General features: G+C 45.4%; 21 protein-coding genes. 2 read left to right on the top strand and 19 right to left on the bottom strand.

What is annotated here, in order from left to right:
• The first annotated feature begins 120 nt into the window (after nucleotides 1-120).
• Together H3S82_RS06910 and H3S82_RS06905 are read left to right on the top strand one after the other, a co-directional pair.
• The gene (locus H3S82_RS06910) at nucleotides 121-840 is read left to right on the top strand and encodes an AzlC family ABC transporter permease (protein ID WP_198232068.1); all 720 of its coding nucleotides are present in this window, start codon (nucleotides 121-123) and stop codon (nucleotides 838-840) included.
• Nucleotides 840-1,154 carry an AzlD domain-containing protein gene (locus H3S82_RS06905; RefSeq protein ID WP_198232069.1) on the top strand — a complete coding sequence of 105 codons (315 nt, stop codon included), beginning with the start codon at nucleotides 840-842 and terminating at the stop codon, nucleotides 1,152-1,154. The genes H3S82_RS06910 and H3S82_RS06905 overlap by 1 nt, the downstream gene beginning before the upstream one ends.
• Before the next feature lie 55 nt (nucleotides 1,155-1,209).
• On the opposite strand, the gene H3S82_RS06900 is transcribed toward H3S82_RS06905, so the two are convergent.
• The 19 genes from H3S82_RS06900 to H3S82_RS06810 all read right to left on the bottom strand — a co-directional run bounded on the left by H3S82_RS06900 (nucleotide 1,210) and on the right by H3S82_RS06810 (nucleotide 21,903).
• Nucleotides 1,210-1,890, bottom strand: a complete 681-nt coding sequence (locus H3S82_RS06900) for an ABC transporter ATP-binding protein (RefSeq protein WP_078039502.1) — start codon at nucleotides 1,888-1,890, stop codon at nucleotides 1,210-1,212.
• On the bottom strand, nucleotides 1,890-3,170 hold the full coding sequence (locus H3S82_RS06895) for a lipoprotein-releasing ABC transporter permease subunit (RefSeq protein WP_198232070.1): 1,281 nt from the start codon (nucleotides 3,168-3,170) through the stop codon (nucleotides 1,890-1,892). Before H3S82_RS06895 ends, H3S82_RS06900 begins: the two co-directional genes overlap by 1 nt.
• Nucleotides 3,170-4,495 carry a proline--tRNA ligase gene (proS, locus tag H3S82_RS06890; protein ID WP_198232071.1) on the bottom strand — a complete coding sequence of 442 codons (1,326 nt, stop codon included), beginning with the start codon at nucleotides 4,493-4,495 and terminating at the stop codon, nucleotides 3,170-3,172. Before proS ends, H3S82_RS06895 begins: the two co-directional genes overlap by 1 nt.
• A gap of 277 nt (nucleotides 4,496-4,772) precedes the next feature.
• The gene (locus tag H3S82_RS06885; protein WP_077971468.1) at nucleotides 4,773-6,449 is read right to left on the bottom strand and encodes a ribonuclease J; all 1,677 of its coding nucleotides are present in this window, start codon (nucleotides 6,447-6,449) and stop codon (nucleotides 4,773-4,775) included.
• 55 nt (nucleotides 6,450-6,504) lie between these two features.
• Nucleotides 6,505-7,245 (bottom strand): biotin--[acetyl-CoA-carboxylase] ligase, encoded by a 741-nt coding sequence (locus H3S82_RS06880; protein WP_343211336.1) that lies wholly within the window; start codon nucleotides 7,243-7,245, stop codon nucleotides 6,505-6,507.
• A 62-nt stretch (nucleotides 7,246-7,307) separates the two neighbouring features.
• On the bottom strand, nucleotides 7,308-8,765 hold the full coding sequence (gene nuoN / locus H3S82_RS06875) for an NADH-quinone oxidoreductase subunit NuoN (RefSeq protein WP_198232072.1): 1,458 nt from the start codon (nucleotides 8,763-8,765) through the stop codon (nucleotides 7,308-7,310).
• A gap of 14 nt (nucleotides 8,766-8,779) precedes the next feature.
• A complete protein-coding gene (locus H3S82_RS06870) occupies nucleotides 8,780-10,249 on the bottom strand; it encodes an NADH-quinone oxidoreductase subunit M (protein ID WP_077971462.1) in 1,470 nt (489 codons plus the stop codon).
• The gene (gene nuoL / locus H3S82_RS06865) at nucleotides 10,249-12,213 is read right to left on the bottom strand and encodes an NADH-quinone oxidoreductase subunit L (protein WP_077971460.1); all 1,965 of its coding nucleotides are present in this window, start codon (nucleotides 12,211-12,213) and stop codon (nucleotides 10,249-10,251) included. The genes H3S82_RS06870 and nuoL overlap by 1 nt, the downstream gene beginning before the upstream one ends.
• A gap of 6 nt (nucleotides 12,214-12,219) precedes the next feature.
• Entirely contained in the window at nucleotides 12,220-12,528 is a 309-nt protein-coding gene (gene nuoK, locus H3S82_RS06860; protein WP_075870696.1) for an NADH-quinone oxidoreductase subunit NuoK, read from the bottom strand.
• Nucleotides 12,529-12,541: 13 nt separating this feature from the next.
• Complete coding sequence (locus tag H3S82_RS06855) at nucleotides 12,542-13,162, bottom strand: NADH-quinone oxidoreductase subunit J (RefSeq protein WP_198232073.1); 621 nt, start codon at nucleotides 13,160-13,162, stop codon at nucleotides 12,542-12,544.
• A 96-nt stretch (nucleotides 13,163-13,258) separates the two neighbouring features.
• Nucleotides 13,259-13,750: an NADH-quinone oxidoreductase subunit NuoI gene (gene nuoI, locus H3S82_RS06850; RefSeq protein WP_198224634.1), complete on the bottom strand. Its 492-nt coding sequence runs from the start codon at nucleotides 13,748-13,750 to the stop codon at nucleotides 13,259-13,261.
• Nucleotides 13,751-13,761: 11 nt separating this feature from the next.
• Nucleotides 13,762-14,802, bottom strand: coding sequence for an NADH-quinone oxidoreductase subunit NuoH (nuoH, locus tag H3S82_RS06845; protein WP_198224635.1), 1,041 nt, complete (start codon nucleotides 14,800-14,802; stop codon nucleotides 13,762-13,764).
• A gap of 24 nt (nucleotides 14,803-14,826) precedes the next feature.
• Nucleotides 14,827-16,896 carry an NADH-quinone oxidoreductase subunit NuoG gene (gene nuoG / locus H3S82_RS06840; protein ID WP_198232074.1) on the bottom strand — a complete coding sequence of 690 codons (2,070 nt, stop codon included), beginning with the start codon at nucleotides 16,894-16,896 and terminating at the stop codon, nucleotides 14,827-14,829.
• Between the two features lie 66 nt (nucleotides 16,897-16,962).
• Complete coding sequence (gene nuoF, locus H3S82_RS06835) at nucleotides 16,963-18,270, bottom strand: NADH-quinone oxidoreductase subunit NuoF (RefSeq protein ID WP_077971455.1); 1,308 nt, start codon at nucleotides 18,268-18,270, stop codon at nucleotides 16,963-16,965.
• A gap of 102 nt (nucleotides 18,271-18,372) precedes the next feature.
• A complete protein-coding gene (nuoE, locus tag H3S82_RS06830) occupies nucleotides 18,373-19,032 on the bottom strand; it encodes an NADH-quinone oxidoreductase subunit NuoE (protein ID WP_077971454.1) in 660 nt (219 codons plus the stop codon).
• Nucleotides 19,032-20,222: an NADH-quinone oxidoreductase subunit D gene (locus H3S82_RS06825; RefSeq protein WP_198232075.1), complete on the bottom strand. Its 1,191-nt coding sequence runs from the start codon at nucleotides 20,220-20,222 to the stop codon at nucleotides 19,032-19,034. The genes nuoE and H3S82_RS06825 overlap by 1 nt, the downstream gene beginning before the upstream one ends.
• Before the next feature lie 117 nt (nucleotides 20,223-20,339).
• Nucleotides 20,340-20,951 (bottom strand): NADH-quinone oxidoreductase subunit C, encoded by a 612-nt coding sequence (locus H3S82_RS06820; protein ID WP_198232076.1) that lies wholly within the window; start codon nucleotides 20,949-20,951, stop codon nucleotides 20,340-20,342.
• Between the two features lie 14 nt (nucleotides 20,952-20,965).
• The gene (locus H3S82_RS06815) at nucleotides 20,966-21,547 is read right to left on the bottom strand and encodes an NADH-quinone oxidoreductase subunit B family protein (RefSeq protein WP_077971448.1); all 582 of its coding nucleotides are present in this window, start codon (nucleotides 21,545-21,547) and stop codon (nucleotides 20,966-20,968) included.
• Complete coding sequence (locus H3S82_RS06810; RefSeq protein ID WP_077971446.1) at nucleotides 21,538-21,903, bottom strand: NADH-quinone oxidoreductase subunit A; 366 nt, start codon at nucleotides 21,901-21,903, stop codon at nucleotides 21,538-21,540. The genes H3S82_RS06815 and H3S82_RS06810 overlap by 10 nt, the downstream gene beginning before the upstream one ends.
• Between the last annotated feature and the right edge of the window lie 125 nt (nucleotides 21,904-22,028).

The raw sequence follows: 22,028 nt of genomic DNA, 5'->3' as shown, positions 1-22,028 counted from the left end.
CTATATTACGCTTGCGATCAGCTTTCAATAATTCGTTGTTTGACAATAGTCGAAATATGTAAACATGTATATGAAGACGTCATTTCAAAAGACGTTGAATATCAATTGAGTCTTTGAACGATGGATAAAAACCACTGGCGTCTTTTCAAACAGGGTGTCGTTGCCTGCATTCCGACCTTGCTCGGATATTGGGCAATCGGTTTTGCTTGCGGCGCTATTGGTGCGGTATCCGGCTTTACGATATTGCAGATTTTCTGTTTAAGTACATTTGTCTATGCGGGTTCCGCGCAATTTCTGTTTTATTCAATGGCGTCCACAGGTGCCGGATTGGTGCAAATCGCATTAGGTGTATTATTCATCAATATGCGTTATCTTTTAATCAACACCTATATGGCGCAATATTTTTCTCACGCCAATCGGCTTGAAAAGCTTGTTGGCGGTTTTTTGATGACCGACGAAACCTTTGGCGTTGCGTCACAATACGCACGTACTCACGGTAATGTTCTCCCGTTTTCATGGTTATTGGGACTTAATATCACAGCATGGCTAAGCTGGATTCTTGCAACACTTGTCGGAACTATATTTGCGGCATCCCTACCCGATTGGTTAAAAGACAGCCTGAGTTTCAGTCTTATCGGTATGTTTATCGGTCTTCTATTGCTTGGATGGTATGCAAGCCAGACCAAAAAAATCGATATTGTTGTGATTATTGTTGCAATGGCAATTGTTACCTTTTCACACGGCATAATTGCGGCAAATCCATCATCAATCGTCGCTACCCTCATTGCGGCAACCATTGGCATGTTTATGCTTCTCAAGTCGGGGAGTAACAAAATATAATGATGGAAAATATCGGATTGGGAATTGCAGTCGCAACAGCAGTTACCGCGCTCATCAAAGTTGTGCCGATCATGGCGTTGGCTCACAGGCCGTTTCCCAGACTCTTTCGTTATTGGCTGAATTTTGTTCCGGCGGCTGTGCTATCTGCTATTATCGTTGCCGAAATTCTTGAAAAACCGGAAACGACCAGTTTCGGCATTTCAGTTGCTCTTTTGAGTACAATTGTTTCGCTCATTGCAGGTATGCTAACACGAAGCCTTTTTGTGACAGTCGTCGTCAGTATATTAGCTTATCTCGTATTCCAAAATATTTAGCAGGATTTCTTTTTCACAAAAAATATATGGATATCCGTGATTTACGAAGATAACTTCAAGGAAGTTCGATAATCTTGCCGGCTTTAAGAGTTATGCGCCGGTCCATTTGTTTTGCAAGTGACAGATTGTGCGTCGCAATAAGAGCAGCGAGCCCCGATTGACGAACCAAAGCAGCTAGTGCTTGAAAAACATATGCCGAGGTAACTGGATCGAGGTTTCCTGTCGGTTCATCTGCCAAGAGAACTGACGGTGCATTGGCAACTGCCCGGGCAATAGCCACACGTTGCTGCTCGCCACCGGAAAGCTCTGATGGCCGGTGTTTGGCACGATGCCCCACGCGCAGGTAGGTCAATAATTTCAATCCCCGGTCAGCCGCTTCGGAACGCTTAAGTCCGGCGATCATCTGCGGTATCATCACATTTTCCAAAGCTGTAAATTCCGGCAACAAGTGATGGAACTGATAAACAAAACCGATGTCGTTACGACGTATTGCAGTACGATCGTTATCGGACAAATTGGAACAGGAATGCCCACGTAAAACGACATCCCCGCCATTAGGCCGTTCAAGAAGTCCGGCAATATGCAACAAAGTGGATTTACCGGCACCGGACGGTGCAACCAATGCAACAGTCTGCCCCTGCTCGAGTGAAAAATTGGCTTTATCCAGAATGACAAGGGGTTTGTCACTATCCAGATAACGTCTATCAATATTCACGAGTTGTAATAACGAGGCCATTATTCATACCTCAACGCTTGCACCGGATCCAGTTTGGCAGCGCGCCAGGCCGGTATCAATGTCGCAAGGAAAGAGAGGAAAAGTGCCATAAATACAACAATCAACGTCTGCCCCCATTCCAGACGAGCCGGCAATTTGGTAAGAAAGTAAAGTTGGGGATTGAAGACATCGACATTAAATAGCCATGAAATAAAATCCTGAATATGTCCTATATTCTCGCATGTCAGAACACCTAACAAAAGCCCGAGAACCGTACCGATCACACCGATTACCATACCGGTCATAATGAATATACGCATAACTGCACTTTGTTTGGCACCCATAGTACGCAAAATGGCAATATCATGCCCCTTATCCTTGACCAACATGATCAATCCGGAAATGATATTCAGAGCTGCTACCAACACAATAAGCGACAATATGAAAAACATGACGTTGCGTTCAACTTGTAACGCAGAAAAAAACGCCTGATTTCTTGAACGCCAATCAATAGAATAAACTTGCCGCCCGACAGCTTTTTCGATTTCCGGACTTATTTTGTCAACTGCATCGGGATCGTTCAAAAATATCTCGAGTGATTGGACTTTATTGCCTAAATTGAAAAAAGCCTGAGCTTCTTTTAAAGGCATAAAGACGAAAATCGTGTCATATTCCGACATTCCCACGGTGAAGATAGCAGCGACTTTGTAAGCTTTGACACGCGGGGTTACGCCAAAAGGTGTCACATCCCCATCGGGAGTAACAATGCGGATATCGCTTCCCACAGAAAGACCCAATTTTTCAGCCATGCCGCTTCCAATCGCAACGCCGTCCTGCTTGTCAAAGTCGTCAAGACTACCGGATTTGATATTTTTTGTAACGGTCGTGAGTTTATCCAGATCTTGCTTACGAAGTCCACGAACCAGTGCTCCGGTCCCGCCTGCGGCTTCTCCTTGTGCCATAGCTTGCCCTTCAATTACAGGAAGCGCAAATTTGACACCGTCGACACCTTCAATACGTGGAATGAGCGTATTATAATCGGTAAAATCGCTATCAATCGCCTGAATTACGAGATGGCCGTTCATACCCAAAATGCGATCGAGCAATTCAGTTCTGAAACCGTTCATAACGGCCATCACTACGATTAATGCAAAAACACCAAGCATGATGCCAATCAGCGATATGATCGATATCACCGATGTAAACATCTGTTTCCGGTTAGGAAGCATATAACGAAATGCGATCATCCATTCATAGGACAAAAATCTTAACCGGCTTACACCCTTGGCTCTCGTACTCATCAGGCCTCCGTCAGACGCCTTAAAGCCGCATCGAATGGAAGTATTTCTTTATGACCGGTTTTACGATCTTTTATTTCGACTTCGTTTTGAGCGGCGTTTTTGGGACCAATGATAATTTGTGTCGGAAGTCCGATAAGATCCATTGTCGCAAATTTCGAACCCGCACGTTCTTGTGTATCGTCAAGAAGTGGATCAAAACCGGCATTAATGAGCGATTGATACAATTTTTCACTCAAATCATCACACTTCTGATCGCCGGGCTTCATATTTATGATGCCAAAATCGAATGGCGACATTGCACGTGGCCAAATGATCCCGTTTTCATCATGAGAAGCTTCGATAGCTGCGGCTACCAAACGTGACGGGCCAATGCCATAAGATCCCATCGACACCGGATGTTCCTGCCCGTCAGGGCCCATAACTGTAGCATGCATCGGAAGCGAATATTTTGTACCGAAATGGAAGATATGACCAACTTCAATTCCTCTTGCCGCTATCTGGTCGGATTGTGGAACTTTCGCCCAAAGCTCTTCATCATACATTTCGTCGGTTGCGGCATAGGGTGTGGTCCATTGTTTGACAATGTCAGCGATCGCAGCATCATCGGAAAAATCGACATCTGCCGGAGGAATGGTCAAGTCCAGAAAATGCTTATCGCAGTAAACGGCACTTTCGCCGGTATCAGCCAGAATGATAAACTCGTGGCTTAAATTACCACCAATCGGCCCTGTATCAGCGCGCATAGGAATTGCTCTAAGCCCTGTGCGGGCGAAGGTGCGTAAATAGGAAACAAACACACGATTATAAGCGGCTTTTGCGCCTTCATAATCAATGTCGAAAGAATAGCCGTCTTTCATCAAAAATTCACGTGATCGCATAACGCCAAAACGTGGCCTTATCTCGTCACGGAATTTCCATTGAATATGATAAAGATTTAAGGGAAGATTTTTGTATGACTTTACATGAGCCCTGAAAATATCAGTAATCACTTCCTCATTGGTCGGACCATAAAGAAGCTCACGTTCCTGACGGTCTTTGATGCGCAACATTTCAAGCCCGTAAGCGTCATAACGACCGCTTTCACGCCATAAATCGGCCGACTGTATGGTTGGCATCCAAATTTCAAGGGCGCCCGCGCGGTTTTGCTCCTCACGAATAATGACACAAACTTTGTCAAGAACCTTTTTGCCAAGCGGTAGCCAGGCATATATTCCCGCAGCCTGTTGGCGGATCATACCGGCACGCAACATGAGACGGTGAGAAGCAATTTCAGCTTCTTTCGGGTTTTCCTTCAATATAGGCAAAAAATAACGAGATAGACGCATCGACCATTAAAATCCAACTAAAGCTCTTCGAATCGGAGCAGAATTATCAATATTTATTAACCATAGCGGCTAAACTAACGCTTGAAAATAGAAACAATCCACGATCAAAAAGTTTTCGCAAGAAATATGTTTTCTGTTTTCTCTGGCGCCAATTGAAGCGACCTTTCAATATCGCACATATTTTATTCAAGTGTCATAAAACGGTTGCACAATTCAAATCATTGACGAAAACAATCAATGACCGTCAAAAGTTGACTTCAATTATTACGAATTCAGTTTACTTCGAATGATGTATAAACACGGTACAAACCGGCTTTTTCCCCCATTTTTCATTAATTGTAGCTCTGATTGAACGACGGACAGCCTCATGAATGACTTCGTCGTCTTTACGTCTTGCACGCGGGATACTGTCAATCGTCGTTTCAATCGTATTCGAAATAATATCGTCAAAAAGCTCACCCTCATCGTCTGTCTCGGGTAAACCGAAAGTAACGACTTCGGGCATTTCCACCAGATTATAATGTTTGTCGAGAAGAAATGACACAGCTACATGCCCTACATAGCTTAATTTGCGGCGTTCGCTAATGCCCATCTCATCTTCATTGCCAATGAGATTTCCGTCTTTATAAATTTGCCCGACAGGAACTTCGTCGATGATTTCGGCCGGTTCGGGAGCAAGTTTAAGCATGTCACCATTGCGGATTTCTGCCACCGTTTTAATTCCTGCCTGCCGTCCTAAAACGGTTTGTGCAGCCAAATGAAGCGCTTCGCCATGAACCGGAACCAATATTTTTGGCCTAACCCATTCATACATTTTTTTAAGGTCACTGCGCCGCGGATGACCTGAAACATGAACAAGTGCGTCGTGATCGGTAATAATTTTCACGCCCATATCGATCAAGCGATTTTGTGTATCAATAATCGACCGTTCATTACCCGGTATGCTCCGCGATGAATAGATGACGGTATCACCGGCTGTCAGAGCCAGTGAGCGCATTTCATCACGTGACAATTTGGCTAGAGCTGCTCTTTGTTCGCCCTGACTTCCGGTCAAAACCATGACAATTTTATCACGTGGAATATAGGGATAATCTTCTTCATTCAGAAATGGATCTATACCTTCAAGATATCCTAGTTCTTCCGCTACAGTAACACTGCGTTTTATCGACCGGCCAACCAATAGCACTTGTCTTCCGGCTTCTTTTGCTGCACGAGCTATCGAAATAATTCTTCCAACATTCGAGGAAAAGGTTGTAATTGCAACACGCCCCCTCTCGTTCGCGATTATTTCTGTCAGACTTTTTAAAACGTCATGCTCCGTGGGCGAAACCCCTTCCCGCATAGAATTGGTCGAATCACAGACAAGAGCAAGTACACCCTCATCACCCAATTCGCTAAACCGCTTCTCGTCAGTCGGTGCGCCTAAAGATGGTTCATTGTCTATTTTCCAATCACCAGTGTGAATGACAGTGCCAAGTGAGGTTTTGATTGCCAACGAAACCGGTTCAGGAATGGAGTGTGCAACGGCTATAGCTTCGATTGCAAACGGCCCCAGTTCGAATTGATCACCCGCTTTAAAAAGTGTGACTGGAACATCATAAGAACTGTAATCCAATTCACGTTTTGTTTCCAGCAATCCGGCAGTAAAAGCGGTACAGTAAACCGGTATCTTAAGCTTCGGCCACAAATCCAGTATAGCGCCGAAATGATCTTCGTGGGCATGTGTGACAACCAATCCCAATATATTCGGTCTTTCATTTTCCAAAAATCTTATATCCGGCATTACAAGATCTACACCGGGCAATTCGGGGCCTGCAAAACTGACACCAAGATCAACCATCAACCATTGTCGGTTACCTTCCGGACCAAAGCCATAGACGCCGAGATTCATACCAATTTCGCCTACGCCTCCAAGTGGTAGAAAAACCAGCTCGTTATTTTTGCCTGATGCCATTAAAGACTCCCTGATAAACGACTTTTAGGGCCGTAATTGTCTGAATTTAATTCTTTTATCGACCTGCACTTGAAGATGCAACGTTACCGAAATGTACGTCGCCCGCGGAAACCGTTATTTCATCACCTCGATCATTGGTAATAATGCAATTGAATTTGTCGTCGAGGCCTGAAAAGATTCCCGAGATCGTTTGATTATTACCGGTGATTGTCAGCTCTTCGCCAAGATGGGCAGCATAATCGAGCCATTTTTGTCTAATGATTTCCGGTCCTTCGGGAGAAAGAAACAAATCATAATTCAACGCCCAATATTCACTAAGTAACTTGAAAATTGTTGCACTATCAACGGCTATTCCCATGTTTATGAGTGCTTCAGTCGGATAAGGAGCGTCTCGAAACGGGTGAATAATATTAACACCGATGCCAATCACCAATGCATAACTGTTTTCGCTCATCCGCTCCAGTTCAAGCAATATTCCGGAAGCTTTTGCGCCCTTTAACAGCATGTCGTTTGGCCATTTAAGGCGAATAACATCCTCGGTAATTCCATTTTTTCTCAAAAAAGCTGTTACTGCATCGGCAAGAGAAACACCGGCAACAAAACCCAACTGGGCAGCATTCATGGGATTGATATTCCGGGTTAAAAGAAGGCTCGAATAAAGATCACCTTTCGGGCTATTCCATTGGCGCCCGCGTCGGGCCCTTCCCGAAGTTTGTTCTTCGGCAACGACCCAAAGTCGATCCTTGCCTTCATGAGCTTGTGCCAAAGCAACGCGATTGGTGGAGTCCACGCTCACGTAGGACTCCAGCTTATAATGATGTTCCTGAGCAAGAAGAGAAAGTGAAAAATCCATCTCGCTCAGAAGAGTGATGCAGCAGCCTTCTCTGCCAATTGAAAGAGACAATTGCCAAAGAACACATAAAACAAAACAAAAATGCCGCTAATGGTCAATACGAACTTCAGCTCACCTGTGAGTGGTAGAAAGAGCGATTGCTGGGCTTCATCGAACCACATAATTTTTATCACACGAAGGTAATAAAAAGCACTGATAACCGAGGCGATCATACCAACAACCACAAGCGGTACCAATCCGGCATAAACTGCGGCAGAAAAAGCGTACCATTTGGCAAAGAAGCCGGCCATTGGCGGAACGCTTGCCAAAGAAAATAACATAATTGTCATTATCGACGCCATAAATGGTCTGCTTTTTGCTAATCCTGCGAGATCATAGATATTTTCTACATTGCCATCACGTGTCCGCATTCCGAGGATGAATGCAAAAGACCCTAAAATCATTGCGACGTAAACCGTCATATAAAGGATCACTCCGGTAATGCCGAACGATGTTCCGGCGGAAAGACCAACAAGCGCATAACCCATATGGCTGATTGATGAATAAGCCATAAGCCGTTTTATGTTTGTCTGGCCGATAGCGGCGAATGCCCCCAAAACCATAGAAGCAATCGACATGAAAACCAAAATCTGTTGCCAAGCAGCCAGAGCACCGTGCATACCCGATAGTGGAAGAAAAGCTTCAACAATGACACGAATAATAAGTGCCATGGCTGCAACTTTCGGAGCACTCGCAAAAAATGCTGTAATTGGAGTCGGAGCACCTTCATAAACATCGGGTGTCCACATATGAAACGGAACGACCGAAATTTTGAACGCAAGACCTGCAAGGACAAAGACAATGCCGAAAATGATACCGAGCTGCGGAACCTGACCATTAAGAACCGATGCCAATTCATGAAAACCGATTTGACCGGTAAAGCCATAAATCAAACTAATTCCATAAAGAAGCATACCTGAAGACAAAGCGCCGAGCACAAAATATTTCAATCCGGCTTCCGATGATTTTACGTTATCCCGGTTGAAAGCAGCAAGCACATAAAGAGCCAAGGAATGAAGTTCCAAGCCCATATAAAGTGTGAGCATATTTCCGGCTGAAATCATGAGCATCATGCCGAGAACGGCAAAAAGCATCAGAATTGGATATTCAAATTTGGCAAGCTTATCCGAACGCGCAAATCCGACCGACATAATCAAGGTAAATATTGCGCCGGCGAGCATGAGAACTTTCATGAACCGGGCAAAATCATCAATGATAAGAGCATTGGTAGCAAATGCGCTATCTTTCGGTGACAGAATTATTACAAAAATTGTCGCGATTAAAAGTGCAATGGATAAGCCGGTGATCGTTACATAGGAACGTGCGCCGGAATATACACCGATCAAAAGCAGCACCAAAGCTCCTATAACAATGAGGAGTTCGGGAAATATCAGCGGCAATTGAGCCATTAAATCAGTATGCATGGACCTTCGCCTCTTTAGTGCAGCTGGTTAACAAGAGCTTCTACTGCCGCAGCCGTAGTATTGAGAACCGGCGTCGGATAGAAACCGAAAAATACGGTAAGAACAATCATCGGATATAAGATGAATTTCTCCCGCGGTGACAAATCAAGAAGAGCCTTCAAACTTTCCTTGTCGAGTTTTCCAAAGATAACACGGCGGTAAAGATAAAGCGCATAAGACGCAGACAAAATAACGCCGGTCGTAGCAATGATAGCAACCCAGCTATTGACCTGAAATACGCCGATCAAGGTCAGGAATTCACCGAGGAATCCCGATGTACCGGGAAGAGCTATATTAGCCATTGTGAAAACCATGAACGCAACAGCATATTTCGGCATATTGTTAGCAAGACCACCAAATGCTGCAATCTCTCTGGTATGGAGCCTGTCGTAAATAACACCGACACACAGGAACAGAGCAGCGGAAACGATACCATGAGAAAGCATCTGATAGATCGCGCCTTGAATACCTTGTTCATTGGCCGCAAAAATACCCATTGTCACATATCCCATATGGGCGACAGACGAATAGGCAATCAGCTTTTTCATATCTTCCTGAACGAGTGCAACCAGAGAAGTATAAATAATAGCTATCAATGACAAAGTGAAAACAAAGGGCGCCAGATCGGCCGAAGCAACCGGAAACATTGGCAATGAAAAACGTATGAAACCGTACCCGCCCAGCTTCAACAGGATACCGGCCAAAATTACCGATCCGGCTGTAGGAGCTTCAACGTGGGCATCCGGCAACCATGTATGAACCGGCCACATTGGCATTTTTACAGCGAAAGATGCAAAGAATGCGAACCATAACCAGAATTGCATATGAGCTGGAAATTTATAGTGCAGAAGCGTCGGAATATCGAGTGTACCAGCTTGCCAGAACATCACCATAATGGCGACCAGCATGAGCACCGATCCCAAAAATGTATACAAGAAGAATTTCAAGCTTGCATAGACGCGCCGCGGACCGCCCCAGACACCGATGATAATGAACATCGGTATCAGGCTTCCCTCGAAGAATACGTAGAACAAGACAGCATCAAGAGCGCAGAAAACGCCAATAACCGCAACTTCAAGAAGAAGAAATGCAATCATATAAGCTTTTAAACGGTCTTTAACAGTTTCCCAGCTTGCCAGAACGCAAAGCGGCATAAGAAAACCGGAAAGGACAACGAACAAAACCGAAATTCCGTCAACGCCCATATGGTAGTTTATGCCACCACCAAGCCAACCGATCCGCTCTTCCATCTGGAATCCGGAATTATTGTTATCAAATCCAGCCCAGATGATGAGGGACAATACAAATACGAACAAAGTCGTAAAAAGTGCCACATTACGAATATTGCGTTTTGCTGTTTCACCATCGTCCTTGATCAAAAGGATCAGAACAACGCCAACAAGCGGCAAAAATGTGACCGTAGAAAGAATAGGCCAGTCGGTCATCAGTTTAAGCTCCCGATCATCATCCAGGTGATGAGCGCAGCGATACCGATCAGCATCGCGAATGCGTAATGATACAGATACCCAGTCTGCATACGAACCACCTTATTGGTTATGTCTACAACGCGGGCCGCAACGCCATTCGGGCCAAGGCCATCAATAATCTTTCCGTCTCCCACCTTCCAGAAGAAGCGACCAATTACAAAAGCCGAGCGGACAAACACTACGTTATAAAGTTCATCAAAATACCATTTGTTGAGTAGAAAACGGTAAAGGAAGGGAAATGCATTGGCCAATGCCTTTGGAATGGCAGTTGCAACAATGTAAAAAAGATAAGCTAATACAAACCCGACAACCATTACTACGAATGGCGACCATTTCACCCATACCGGAACGCCATGAGCGTCATGAAGGATATGATTTTCAGCACCGGTAAATATCGCGCCTTTCCAAAAAGCATCGTATAACTCGCCGGAAAAATATGGCTGGAAAATAACACCGGCAAAAACTGCACCGATCGCCAAAACAATCAACGGCACGATCATCACCGATCCCGATTCATGCACATGGTGCATAATGTCTGCTGTTGCCCGTGGCTTGCCGTGGAATGTCAGGAAAATCAGACGCCACGAATAGAAGCTCGTAAACAACGCAGCGATAACAAGCAACCAGAATGCATAGCCGCTAGCGACATTATGAGAAGCAAATGCCGATTCAATAATACCATCTTTTGAGAAAAAGCCGGCTGTACCGAAGACCGTTCCTGGAATACCGACGCCGGTCAGAGCGAGCGTTCCGATAATCATCATCCAATAGGTGGTCGGAATAAACTTACGCAAACCACCCATTTTCCGCATATCTTGTTCGTCAGAAACAGCGTGAATGACCGAACCTGCACCGAGAAAGAGCAATGCCTTGAAAAATGCGTGAGTGAACAAATGGAAGACACCAGCACTGTAAGCACCGACACCAAGTGCCACAAACATATAACCCAATTGAGAACAGGTAGAATAAGCAATGACACGCTTGATATCGTTTTGTACCAAACCGACAGTGGCGGCAAAAAATGCGGTTGTCGCGCCGATAATCACAATAACGGTCTGAGCGGTCGGAGCAAGCTCGAAAATCGGCGACATACGCGTAACCATGAATATGCCGGCGGTAACCATCGTGGCGGCGTGAATAAGCGCCGAAACCGGTGTTGGCCCCTCCATTGCATCAGGCAACCATGTATGCAGGAAGAATTGTGCCGACTTGGCCATTGCACCGACAAAGAGAAATAGACATGCAACTGTTATTGCTTTGTTGCCATCAACTTGCCAACTGAGAAAAGTCATTTGTTCAACGAAACTCGGATCAGCGGCTCGTGAAAAAATCGTATTGAAACTGACCGATTTGAACAGAACGAAAACGCTGAATACACCTATCAGGAATCCGAAGTCCCCTACCCGGTTTACAACGAACGCTTTGATTGCCGCAGCACATGCCGAAGGACGTTGATACCAAAAACCGATCAACAGATATGATGCTAAACCGACACCTTCCCATCCGAAGAAGAGTTGAACCAGATTGTTCGATGTGACCAGCATCAACATCATGAACGTAAAAAACGACAAGTAGGCAAAGAATCTTGGTCGCGACGGATCGTTATGCATATAGCCGATAGAATAAATATGAACCAATGCAGAAACTGTGTTGACAACGATCAGCATCACCGCCGTTAGAGCATCGATGTGCAAAGCCCAATCAAATTGCAAGCCTCCCACTCTAATCCAATGGAATATTGGAACATCAACAGTTTGCCCGCTTCCAATAGCAATATCGAAAAATGCTATCCATGAAAGAACAGCGACAATTACCATAAAGGTACAGGTCACCAGTTCGGCGGCGCGGGCTCCCAGCGTTTTTCCACCCAATCCGGCAATAAAAAAGCCTAAAATAGGTAGGAAGACAATAGCGTAAAACATAACGCGTCAGCCTTTCATCACGTTAACATCTTCGACCGCAATCGAACCGCGATTACGATAGAACACAACCAGAATAGCCAAGCCGATTGCAGCTTCTGCTGCAGCAACGGTCAACACAAAGAGCGCAAATACTTGCCCCACGAGATCGTGCAAGACCGAAGAAAAGGCCACAAAATTTAAATTGACTGAAAGCAATATGAGCTCAATCGACATCAGAATAATAATGACGTTTTTTCTGTTCAGAAAAATGCCAAAGACACCAATTGTGAACAACAATGCAGAAACGGTCAGATAGTGAGCAATTTCAATGTGCATATTATTCTTCCCGTTAAATACCCTTACCAGATTCAACTTTTTTAATTTCCATCGTGTCTTCAGGCATTCTGGCAACCTGTTTCGAGATTGATTGCCTTTTTACTCCTGCACGATGTTGCAATGTCAAAACGATCGCCCCAATCATCGCCACCAGCAATACCAAGCCGGCGAGTTGGAAGTAGAAAATATAATCAGTGTAGAGAATGTCACCCAATGCCTGTGTATTTGTACGCTGTGCCAGACTTGGCATTGGCTCGGTAACATGTTCTGCCAGTGTCGGAGAGAAATACGAACTTCCAAAAACGACAATCAGTTCTACAGCTATAATTATTCCGACAAGAGCGCCGATGGGAGCATATTTCAATGCACCACTTTTCAATTCGGCAAAATCCACATCAAGCATCATCACAACGAACAAGAACAACACTGCGACTGCGCCGACATAAACAACCAATAAGATGAGGCCCAGAAATTCTGCTCCGGTTAAAATGAACAATGCTGCCGCGTTAAAGAACGCAAGAATAAGAAACAACACTGAATGCACCGGATTACGCGCGGCAACAACCATAACTGCGCTAGCCAGCATAATGAAAGCGAACAAATAAAAGAATGCCGCTGCTATACCTGTTAACATTGGTTTCCCCTAAGTTAAACCAAACGATGACGCAAAAAATTACGCCGATTTATCTTCTGCCGCGTCAATAAACGCGACCACACGATTTCTCTAAACTCACCGATAAGGTGCATCCATAGCAATATTTCGTGCTATTTCACGTTCCCAACGGTCTCCGTTCGAAAGCAGTTTTTCTTTGTCATAATAAAGTTCCTCCCGTGTTTCGGTAGCAAACTCGAAGTTCGGACCTTCAACAATTGCTTCAACCGGACAGGCTTCCTGACAAAAGCCACAATAAATACATTTAACCATATCTATGTCGTAACGAACAGTGCGACGGGTGCCGTCATTACGACGAGGTCCTGCTTCGATGGTAATAGCTTGTGCCGGGCAAATCGCCTCGCATAATTTACATGCAATACAACGTTCTTCGCCATTCGGATAACGGCGCAATGCGTGTTCACCACGAAAGCGGGGAGAAACAACTCCCTTCTCATAAGGATAGTTGATCGTCGGTTTTGGAGCAACAAACTGGCGCATGGACAGCCAAAATGCACTCCAGAACTCTATCAGAAGAAGTGACTTGGCAGCTCTAAAAAGACCAGACATATTCTTCACCTTCAACCTACAAGTTTCAAATAAGCTGCCGTAATAACAACCATTGCGAGTGAAATCGGCAGGAATACTTTCCAACCCAATCTCATTAGCTGGTCATAGCGGTAGCGAGGAACAAATGCTTTCACCATGGCAAACCAGAAGAAAACAAAGCATACTTTGAGCACAAACCAGATAATCCCGGGCACCCAGTTAAGCCACCAGACATCGAGAGGCGGTAGCCATCCACCCATGAAAAGAATGGTTGTCAGCGCGCACATAAGGACGATTGCGACATATTCCCCAAGGAAAAACAACATGTAAGGCGTTGAAGAATATTCAATCATATGGCCGGCAACAAGCTCGGATTCCGCTTCTACCAAATCGAACGGTGGACGATTTGTTTCGGCTAAGGCAGAAATAAAGAAGATGATAAACATCGGAAATAGCGCCAACCAATTCCAATCAAGGAACGTATTGAACGGCAGTCCGATATTTGTACCCAGCCCCGCTTTCTGTCCATTAACAATTGTTGTCAGGTCAAGCGAACCGCTCACCAGAATAACAGTTACCAGAACGAAACCTATCGAAACTTCATAAGAGACCATTTGGGCGGTAGAACGTAAAGCACCCAAGAAAGGATATTTCGAGTTCGAAGCCCATCCCCCCATGATCACGCCATAAACTTCAAGTGAAGATATAGCTAGAATATAAAGTAGTCCGATATTGATGCTTGCAACTGCCCAACCTTCACTCACTGGCACAACAGCCCATGCCGATAACGCCAATGTAGAAGAAATAAACGGCGCAAGCAAAAACACGCCCTTATTTGCTCCTGCCGGAATGATCGGTTCTTTAACAACGAATTTGATCAAATCCGCAAAAGATTGGAACAAGCCCCAAGGCCCTACAACATTTGGCCCACGCCGCAATTGAACGGCGGCCCAAATCTTTCTATCGGCATAAAGCAGATATGCGATAATAATCAACAAAACTACCAAAAGCAGTACCGCTTTGCCGACGATAATCAGCAGGGGAAGCAGCCAGGTCATAAAGAAATCACCCATCGTCTTTATTTTTCCTCTCTACCTTCATTCTGCCGCTTCTGTCAGTCGGGCTTTTGCAAGGGCTGAACATTCAGCCATTACAGCCGACGCACGGGCAATCGGGTTTGTCAAATAGAAGTCTTTTATCAAAGAAGAAAAGGTTTGCTTGCCAAGTTTGGCAGTCTGCGAACCGAGCTTTTCAATGTCTTTGATATCCCCGGTTTTAACTGCGTTTATATTGGCCATATGCGGGAAATTTTCGAACAAGTTACGGCGCAATTCTGCCAATGTATCAAACGGCAACTTACGCCCCAAAACTTCCGACAGGGCCCTTATAATCGCCCAATCTTCTTTGGCTTCTCCCGGTGCAAAGGCTGCACGTGCAGTCATTTGAACGCGCCCCTCTGTATTGACATAAATGCCGGATTTTTCGGTATAGGCCGATGCTGGCAAAATGACATCCGCATTGAGTGCGCCATTGTCTCCATGACTACCAATGTAGACGGTAAATCCTCTCTTTTTATCAAGATCGATTTCGTCAGCTCCAAGAAGGAACAATACATCAGAGTTTTGAACAATGTTTTCTGCACCAAGCTGCGAAGAAAAACCGATATCCAACCCGCCTACACGTGAAGCTGCTGTTTGAAGAACGCCCAAACCGTTCCATGTCTCCGAGAGTGCGCCGACTTCAACACAAAGCTTGGCTATCGACTTCAACACGGCTTCGCCAGTTTCTCCAACCAAAGCGGCCTGCCCCACGATAATCAACGGTTTTTCGGCTTTTTTCAAAACTTCAAAAAATTCGTTTTTACCGTTGACCACTTGCGCAAGAGTATCGGCACCTGCACCGAGATAAGTATAAGGATAACGTAGTTCCAATTTATCTCCGATAACGCCGATCGGGAAATTCCCCTGACGTTCGCGTTTGCGAATTCTTGCGTTCATTACCGCCGCTTCAAAGCGTGGATTGGAGCCGATAATCAAGAGCGCATCGGCTTCTTCAATTCCGATGATCTTAGGATTGAACATATAGGACGAACGCCCGTTTTCAGCCGAAGGGAAGCTCCCGTCCTGCCGACAATCCACCGCGGTAGAACCAAGAGATTTCAGCAACATTTTTAGTGCATACATCTCTTCTACAGTAGCAAAATCACCGGCAACAGCGCCGATCTTGTCAGCCGAAGCAAATTCTACGGCTGATTTGATAGCTCCGAATGCTTCTGACCAGCTTGCTTCGACCAATTTGCCTTCTTTCCGGACATATGGCCGATCAAGTCTTTGGGTGCGCAAACCATCCCAGATAAAACGCGTTTTATCAGAAATCCATTCTTCGTTAATATCGTCGTTGACACGTGGCATGATACGCATAACTTCCCGCCCGCGTGTATCGACCCGAATGGCACTCCCCAACGCATCCATCACATCGATCGTTTCAGTCTTTGTAAGTTCCCACGGACGAGCGTGGAAAGCATAAGGCTTCGACGTCAAAGCTCCAACGGGGCAAAGGTCAATAACGTTGCCTTGCAATTCGGATGTCATGGCTTGCTGAAGATAAGTGGTAATCTCTGCGTCTTCACCACGTCCAATCAATCCAAGCTCCGATATTCCCGCTACTTCCGTTGTAAAACGCACACATCTTGTACAATGGATACAACGGTTCATCACCGTCTTTACCAATGGCCCGATATACTTGTTTTCAACAGCACGCTTGTCTTCTGTATAACGCGAGAAATCGTGACCATAAGCCATTGCTTGATCCTGAAGGTCGCATTCACCCCCCTGATCACAAATCGGACAGTCAAGCGGGTGATTGATGAGGAGGAATTCCATCACACCTTCACGTGCCTTTTTGACCATCGGAGTGTTGGTAAACATCTCCGGCGGCTCCCCATTGGGACCAGGACGCAAATCGCGCACACCCATTGCACATGAAGCCGTCGGCTTGGGAGGACCACCCTTCACTTCAACAAGGCACATGCGGCAGTTACCAGCGATCGATAACCGCTCATGGAAGCAGAAACGCGGAACCTCGGCTCCCGCTGCCTCGGCAGCCTGAAGAAGCGTATAGTGATCCGGTACTTCGATCTCTTTTCCGTTAATTTTGATCTTCGCCATTGTTATTCCAGTCCGCGGATAAACCGCCTAACCTTTAAAACTCTAAATTCTCGAACACTGCCGTCTTTATTCTGCTGCTTCCAAAGCAATATTCTTACTCTGAACCGCATTGCGCGTATAATCATCAATACGTTTTTCTATTTCAGGACGGAAATTTCTGATAAGGGCCTGTACAGGCCAAGCGGCCGCATCCCCCAATGCGCAAATTGTATGTCCTTCAACGTGTTTTGAAACGTCAAACAAAAGATCTATTTCACGCTTTTGTGCCCGTCCTTCGACCATGCGTCCCAAAAGACGCATCATCCAGCCGGTGCCTTCACGACAAGGGGTACATTGTCCGCAACTTTCATGTTTGAAAAACGCAGAAATACGCCAAATAGCTTTGATGATATCTGTCGATTTATCCATTACAATTGCACCGCCCGTGCCGAATGAAGAACCGATTGCCTTCATGCCATCAAAGTCCATTATCGCATCCGGCATTTTTTCTCCCGGTACGACCGGACAGGAAGCACCACCCGGAATAACGGCCAGAAGATTATCCCAGCCGCCGCGAATTCCGCCGGCGTGTTTCTCGATCAATTCCCGAAACGTAAGTCCCAAACTTTCTTCAACAACACAAGGTGTGTTAACGTGTCCGGAAAACATAAAGAGTTTCGTGCCCACATTATTCGGCCGGCCAATAGACGAAAACCACGATGCCCCACGCCGCAAGATCGTCGGAGAAACAGCAATTGACTCGACATTATTAACTGTCGTTGGACAACCATAAACACCCATATTGGCAGGGAAAGGCGGTTTTAACCGCGGTTGGCCTTTTTTACCTTCCAAGCTTTCCAAGAGAGCCGTCTCTTCACCACAAATATATGCACCTGCACCATGGTGAACGATGATATCGCATGCATGACCGTGTTTTGTCTTTTTACCGAGAAGACCGGCGTCGTAACATTCGTCAATCGCTGCCTGCAAAGCCTCACGTTCACGAATATATTCTCCGCGAACATAGATAAAAGCTGTGTGCGCTCCCATAGCAAAAGTCGCAATAACACATCCTTCGATCAGCGTATGAGGATCGTGGCGTAATATTTCACGGTCTTTACAAGTTCCCGGTTCCGATTCATCAGCGTTGACAACCAAATAATGCGGACGCCCATCATTCTGTTTAGGCATGAAAGACCACTTCATACCGGTCGAAAATCCCGCACCACCTCTTCCGCGCAAACCGGACGCTTTCATCTCGTTGATGATCCAGTCACGGCCCTTCTCAAGAATGGCTTTGGTTCCGTCCCAACAACCGCGAGACATCGCGCCTTTGAGAGACTTATCTTTTAAACCGTATATATTGGTGAAGATGCGATCACTATCTGCCAGCATTTCTCACCTTTTCCTTCGTTTCAATACCTTATTCAGCTACTTCAGACTGCTTTACCGAAAATCTTCCAACCTTGATTAAACAGTCCAACCTCAACCAATGCCTCATTCTTCTGCCTTCTTTGCGGAAGACTTTTTCTTGGTTGTTTTTTGTTCTCCATCCAGCAATGACGTAAGACCGGTAATCGGTTCCGACGTCTTACGCCCATTTTGTGGGCCTACCGGAATGGTATCACCCTTACCTGCCTCGAATGCGTCAATAATTTCTTCCAAACGCTCTGGCGTAAGATCCTCGTAAGTATCTTTAAAGATCATAACCATCGGCGCATTTGTACATGCCCCCAAGCATTCGACTTCTTCCCAAGAAAGAGTTCCATCCTTATTGGTCACAAAAGGAGCTTCATTTATTTTGTTTTTGCAAACTTTAATAAGGTCCCCCGCGCCCCTCAACATACAAGGAGTGGTACCGCATACCTGAACATGAGCTTTTGTCCCGACCGGCTTCAATTGGAATTGAGTATAGAATGTCGCAATTTCCAGCACCCTGATATAGGCCATCGAAAGCATGTCTGCGACATATTCTATTGCCGCACGGGTAACCCATCCCTCCTGTTCCTGAGCGCGCATAAGCAATGGAATGACAGCAGACCTTTGCCGCCCTTCCGGATATTTAGCAATAGTCTTTTCTGCCCATTTTAAATTCTCCTTATTAAAGGAAAATGAGCTGGGTTGTATGGCTTCATTGGCAAGACGGCGCACAGACATCAGCGATCAACCTCTCCAAAAACAATATCAATAGAACCCAGTATTGCAGTAACATCAGCCAGTAAATGACCCCGTGTAAGAAAATCCATCGCTTGCAAATGCGCATAACCGGGAGCACGCAACTTTACACGGTAAGGTTTATTTTTGCCTTCCGAAACCAGATAAACCCCAAATTCACCTTTTGGCGCTTCAACAGCAGCATAAACTTCTCCGGCAGGAACATGAAACCCTTCCGAATAGAGTTTAAAATGATGAATAAGAGATTCCATCGAACTTTTCATAGCAGCTCTTCTGGGCGGAGTGACTTTATGGTCAACAGCCAGAACAGGCCCACTTTTTTCGGTACTCAACAAGCGTTCAACACATTGACGCATAATTTTGGCCGATTGACGCATCTCTTCCATGCGGATGAGATAACGATCGTAACAATCGCCGTTTTTACCGATTGGTATATCGAAGTCCATTTCGTCATAACATTCGTAGGGCTGGCTCTTACGCAAATCCCAAGGAATGCCTGCACTGCGAATCATTACACCGGAAAAACCGCGAACCCATGCATCTTCAATCTTCACAACACCGATATCAACGTTACGTTGTTTGAAAATACGGTTCGGTGTGACAAGCTCATCAAGTTTATCAAGCGCAACCAAAAACGGGTCAATAAATTCGCCGATATCTTCTACCAGTTTTTCCGGTAAATCCTGATGCACACCACCCGGTCTGAAGTAATTTGCGTGTAAACGAGCCCCACAAGCACGTTCATAAAAAATCATTAGTTTTTCGCGTTGTTCGAATCCCCACAATGGAGGCGTCAATGCGCCAACGTCCATTGCCTGTGTCGTAACGTTCAGCAAATGATTGAGAATACGACCAATCTCCGAAAATAGAACACGAATGAGTTGTCCTCTTTTAGGAACCTCTAGCCCCAACAATTTCTCGACGGCAAGAACAAATGCATGTTCCTGATTCATCGGGGCAACATAATCCAACCTGTCGAGATAAGGGGTAGCCTGCAAATAGGTCTTCGTTTCCATGAGCTTTTCGGTGCCACGGTGAAGCAGACCAATGTGCGGATCAACACGTTCGACGACCTCGCCATCAAGCTCAAGAACCATACGCAAAACACCGTGTGCAGCAGGATGTTGCGGACCAAAGTTTATATTGAAATTACGGACATTGACCTCAGCCACGATCAACTCCTCTGTCTCGAAATGGTATGAATGTAATGATCTGAGCGTTCACGACGTTAAGCAATGATTGAAAACCGGAATTCGTAACGCTCGACTTTAAACGGGCCGGATAGCAACTCATTTTGCACCCCCAGCTTTTTCGTCACCCGGCAGAACATATTCGGTTCCTTCCCATGGAGACATAAAATCAAAATTACGCATTTCCTGACGAAGCACAACCGGCTCGTAAACAACCCGTTTTACTTCATTATCATATCGGCATTCGACAAACCCTGACGTTGGAAAATCTTTCCGCAAAGGATGACCTTCAAAACCGTAATCCGTCAAAATACGCCGCAAATCAGGATGACCGGAAAAGAGAACACCGTACATATCATAGGTCTCGCGTTCATACCATTCCGCACCCGGATATATACTGCACGCAGAAGGAACCGGTGTATCTTCGTCCGTGCGGACTTTCACACGCAGCCGAAGATTGTGACGAGGTGACAAAAGATGGTAGACAACATCGAAGCGTTTTTCCCGTTCCGGATAATCGACACCACATATATCAATCAGACAAACAAATTGACAATGTGAATCATCTTTCAAAAACGACAGGACATCGACAATTGCATCAAGTTTCGATACGAGCGTGAGCTCATTATAGGCAAAAGTTGAATCCTCAATTACAGTCTCCAAGCGTTCTGTAACATAGGATTGCAATTCCTTTAGCGCTTCAGTAGTCATCAACTGCTCTCCCCTCACCGTTCAATCGAACCGGTGCGACGTATCTTTTTCTGCAACAGAAGCACACCATAAAGCAAAGCTTCAGCCGTTGGTGGGCAGCCCGGAATATAGATATCTACAGGCACTATCCGATCACATCCCCTGACAACAGAATATGAATAATGATAATAGCCACCACCATTTGCGCACGATCCCATCGAAATCACATAACGGGGTTCCGGCATCTGGTCATAAACTTTTCTCAGTGCAGGTGCCATTTTGTTCGTCAATGTGCCAGCGACCATCATCACATCAGATTGACGCGGTGAAGCACGCGGTGCATAGCCAAACCGTTCATTATCATAATGTGGCATGGAACATTGCATCAATTCGATTGCACAGCATGCCAGACCAAAACTCATCCACATAAGCGAGCCGGTTCTTGCCCAGGTTACAAGTGCATCAACCGAGGTCACCAAGAAACCTTTATCAGAAAGCTCACCGCTTATATTTTGGAAAAACTCGTCATCCGATCCAATCAGTTTTCCTGTATTTGGATCAATTATGCCTTTAGGCTTAGGAGCGACCAAAGCCGAATTGTCATGAATCAATCCCATTCAAGTGCTCCTTTTTTCCATTCATAAATAAATCCGACGGTCAACACAGCAAGAAACACCATCATCGAAAGAAAACCAAAACAGCCGATCGCGTCAAATGAAACAGCCCACGGAAAAAGAAAGGCTACTTCCAGATCGAAAATAATAAATAGAATTGAAACCAGATAAAATCTGATATCGAATTTCATACGTGCATCATCAAACGAGTTAAAACCACATTCATATGCAGATAATTTTTCCGGATCTGGGGAACGATAAGCCACGATGTAAGGCATTATCAAAAGTACGCCAGCTATCAACGCCGATACGATGATAAAAATCAATACTGGCAAATAAGAACTAATAAGATCAGCCATGGTTCACTTCTGCCTTTAATTAGGTGCCGAACTAACGCAACCAACGTCGGTTAAATCGACGACTTTGCTGGTTGATAAGTTAATCCCGCCCGTGCAGCTTAAAGGGCATGCCGTGCGACAAATCT

It is taken from the genome of Bartonella sp. M0192 (assembly GCF_016102305.1).
In the GTDB taxonomy this organism is placed as follows: Bacteria; Pseudomonadota; Alphaproteobacteria; order Rhizobiales; family Rhizobiaceae; genus Bartonella; species Bartonella apihabitans.
Note: the sequence above shows the minus strand (reverse complement) of the source record. Positions and strands in the feature narration are given on the sequence as shown.

Excerpts from the sequence above, each read along its gene's own strand:
- H3S82_RS06910 (WP_198232068.1), top strand. The coding sequence starts at position 121 with ATGGATAAAAACCACTGGCGTCTTTTCAAACAGGGTGTCGTTGCCTGC.
- H3S82_RS06905 (WP_198232069.1), top strand. The coding sequence starts at position 840 with ATGATGGAAAATATCGGATTGGGAATTGCAGTCGCAACAGCAGTTACC.
- H3S82_RS06900 (WP_078039502.1), bottom strand. The coding sequence starts at position 1,890 with ATGGCCTCGTTATTACAACTCGTGAATATTGATAGACGTTATCTGGAT.
- H3S82_RS06895 (WP_198232070.1), bottom strand. The coding sequence starts at position 3,170 with ATGAGTACGAGAGCCAAGGGTGTAAGCCGGTTAAGATTTTTGTCCTAT.
- proS (WP_198232071.1), bottom strand. The coding sequence starts at position 4,495 with ATGCGTCTATCTCGTTATTTTTTGCCTATATTGAAGGAAAACCCGAAA.
- H3S82_RS06885 (WP_077971468.1), bottom strand. The coding sequence starts at position 6,449 with ATGGCATCAGGCAAAAATAACGAGCTGGTTTTTCTACCACTTGGAGGC.
- nuoN (WP_198232072.1), bottom strand. The coding sequence starts at position 8,765 with ATGCATACTGATTTAATGGCTCAATTGCCGCTGATATTTCCCGAACTC.
- H3S82_RS06870 (WP_077971462.1), bottom strand. The coding sequence starts at position 10,249 with ATGACCGACTGGCCTATTCTTTCTACGGTCACATTTTTGCCGCTTGTT.
- nuoL (WP_077971460.1), bottom strand. The coding sequence starts at position 12,213 with ATGTTTTACGCTATTGTCTTCCTACCTATTTTAGGCTTTTTTATTGCC.
- nuoK (WP_075870696.1), bottom strand. The coding sequence starts at position 12,528 with ATGCACATTGAAATTGCTCACTATCTGACCGTTTCTGCATTGTTGTTC.
- H3S82_RS06855 (WP_198232073.1), bottom strand. The coding sequence starts at position 13,162 with ATGTTAACAGGTATAGCAGCGGCATTCTTTTATTTGTTCGCTTTCATT.
- nuoI (WP_198224634.1), bottom strand. The coding sequence starts at position 13,750 with ATGTCTGGTCTTTTTAGAGCTGCCAAGTCACTTCTTCTGATAGAGTTC.
- nuoH (WP_198224635.1), bottom strand. The coding sequence starts at position 14,802 with ATGGGTGATTTCTTTATGACCTGGCTGCTTCCCCTGCTGATTATCGTC.
- nuoG (WP_198232074.1), bottom strand. The coding sequence starts at position 16,896 with ATGGCGAAGATCAAAATTAACGGAAAAGAGATCGAAGTACCGGATCAC.
- nuoF (WP_077971455.1), bottom strand. The coding sequence starts at position 18,270 with ATGCTGGCAGATAGTGATCGCATCTTCACCAATATATACGGTTTAAAA.
- nuoE (WP_077971454.1), bottom strand. The coding sequence starts at position 19,032 with ATGTCTGTGCGCCGTCTTGCCAATGAAGCCATACAACCCAGCTCATTT.
- H3S82_RS06820 (WP_198232076.1), bottom strand. The coding sequence starts at position 20,951 with ATGACTACTGAAGCGCTAAAGGAATTGCAATCCTATGTTACAGAACGC.
- H3S82_RS06815 (WP_077971448.1), bottom strand. The coding sequence starts at position 21,547 with ATGGGATTGATTCATGACAATTCGGCTTTGGTCGCTCCTAAGCCTAAA.
- H3S82_RS06810 (WP_077971446.1), bottom strand. The coding sequence starts at position 21,903 with ATGGCTGATCTTATTAGTTCTTATTTGCCAGTATTGATTTTTATCATC.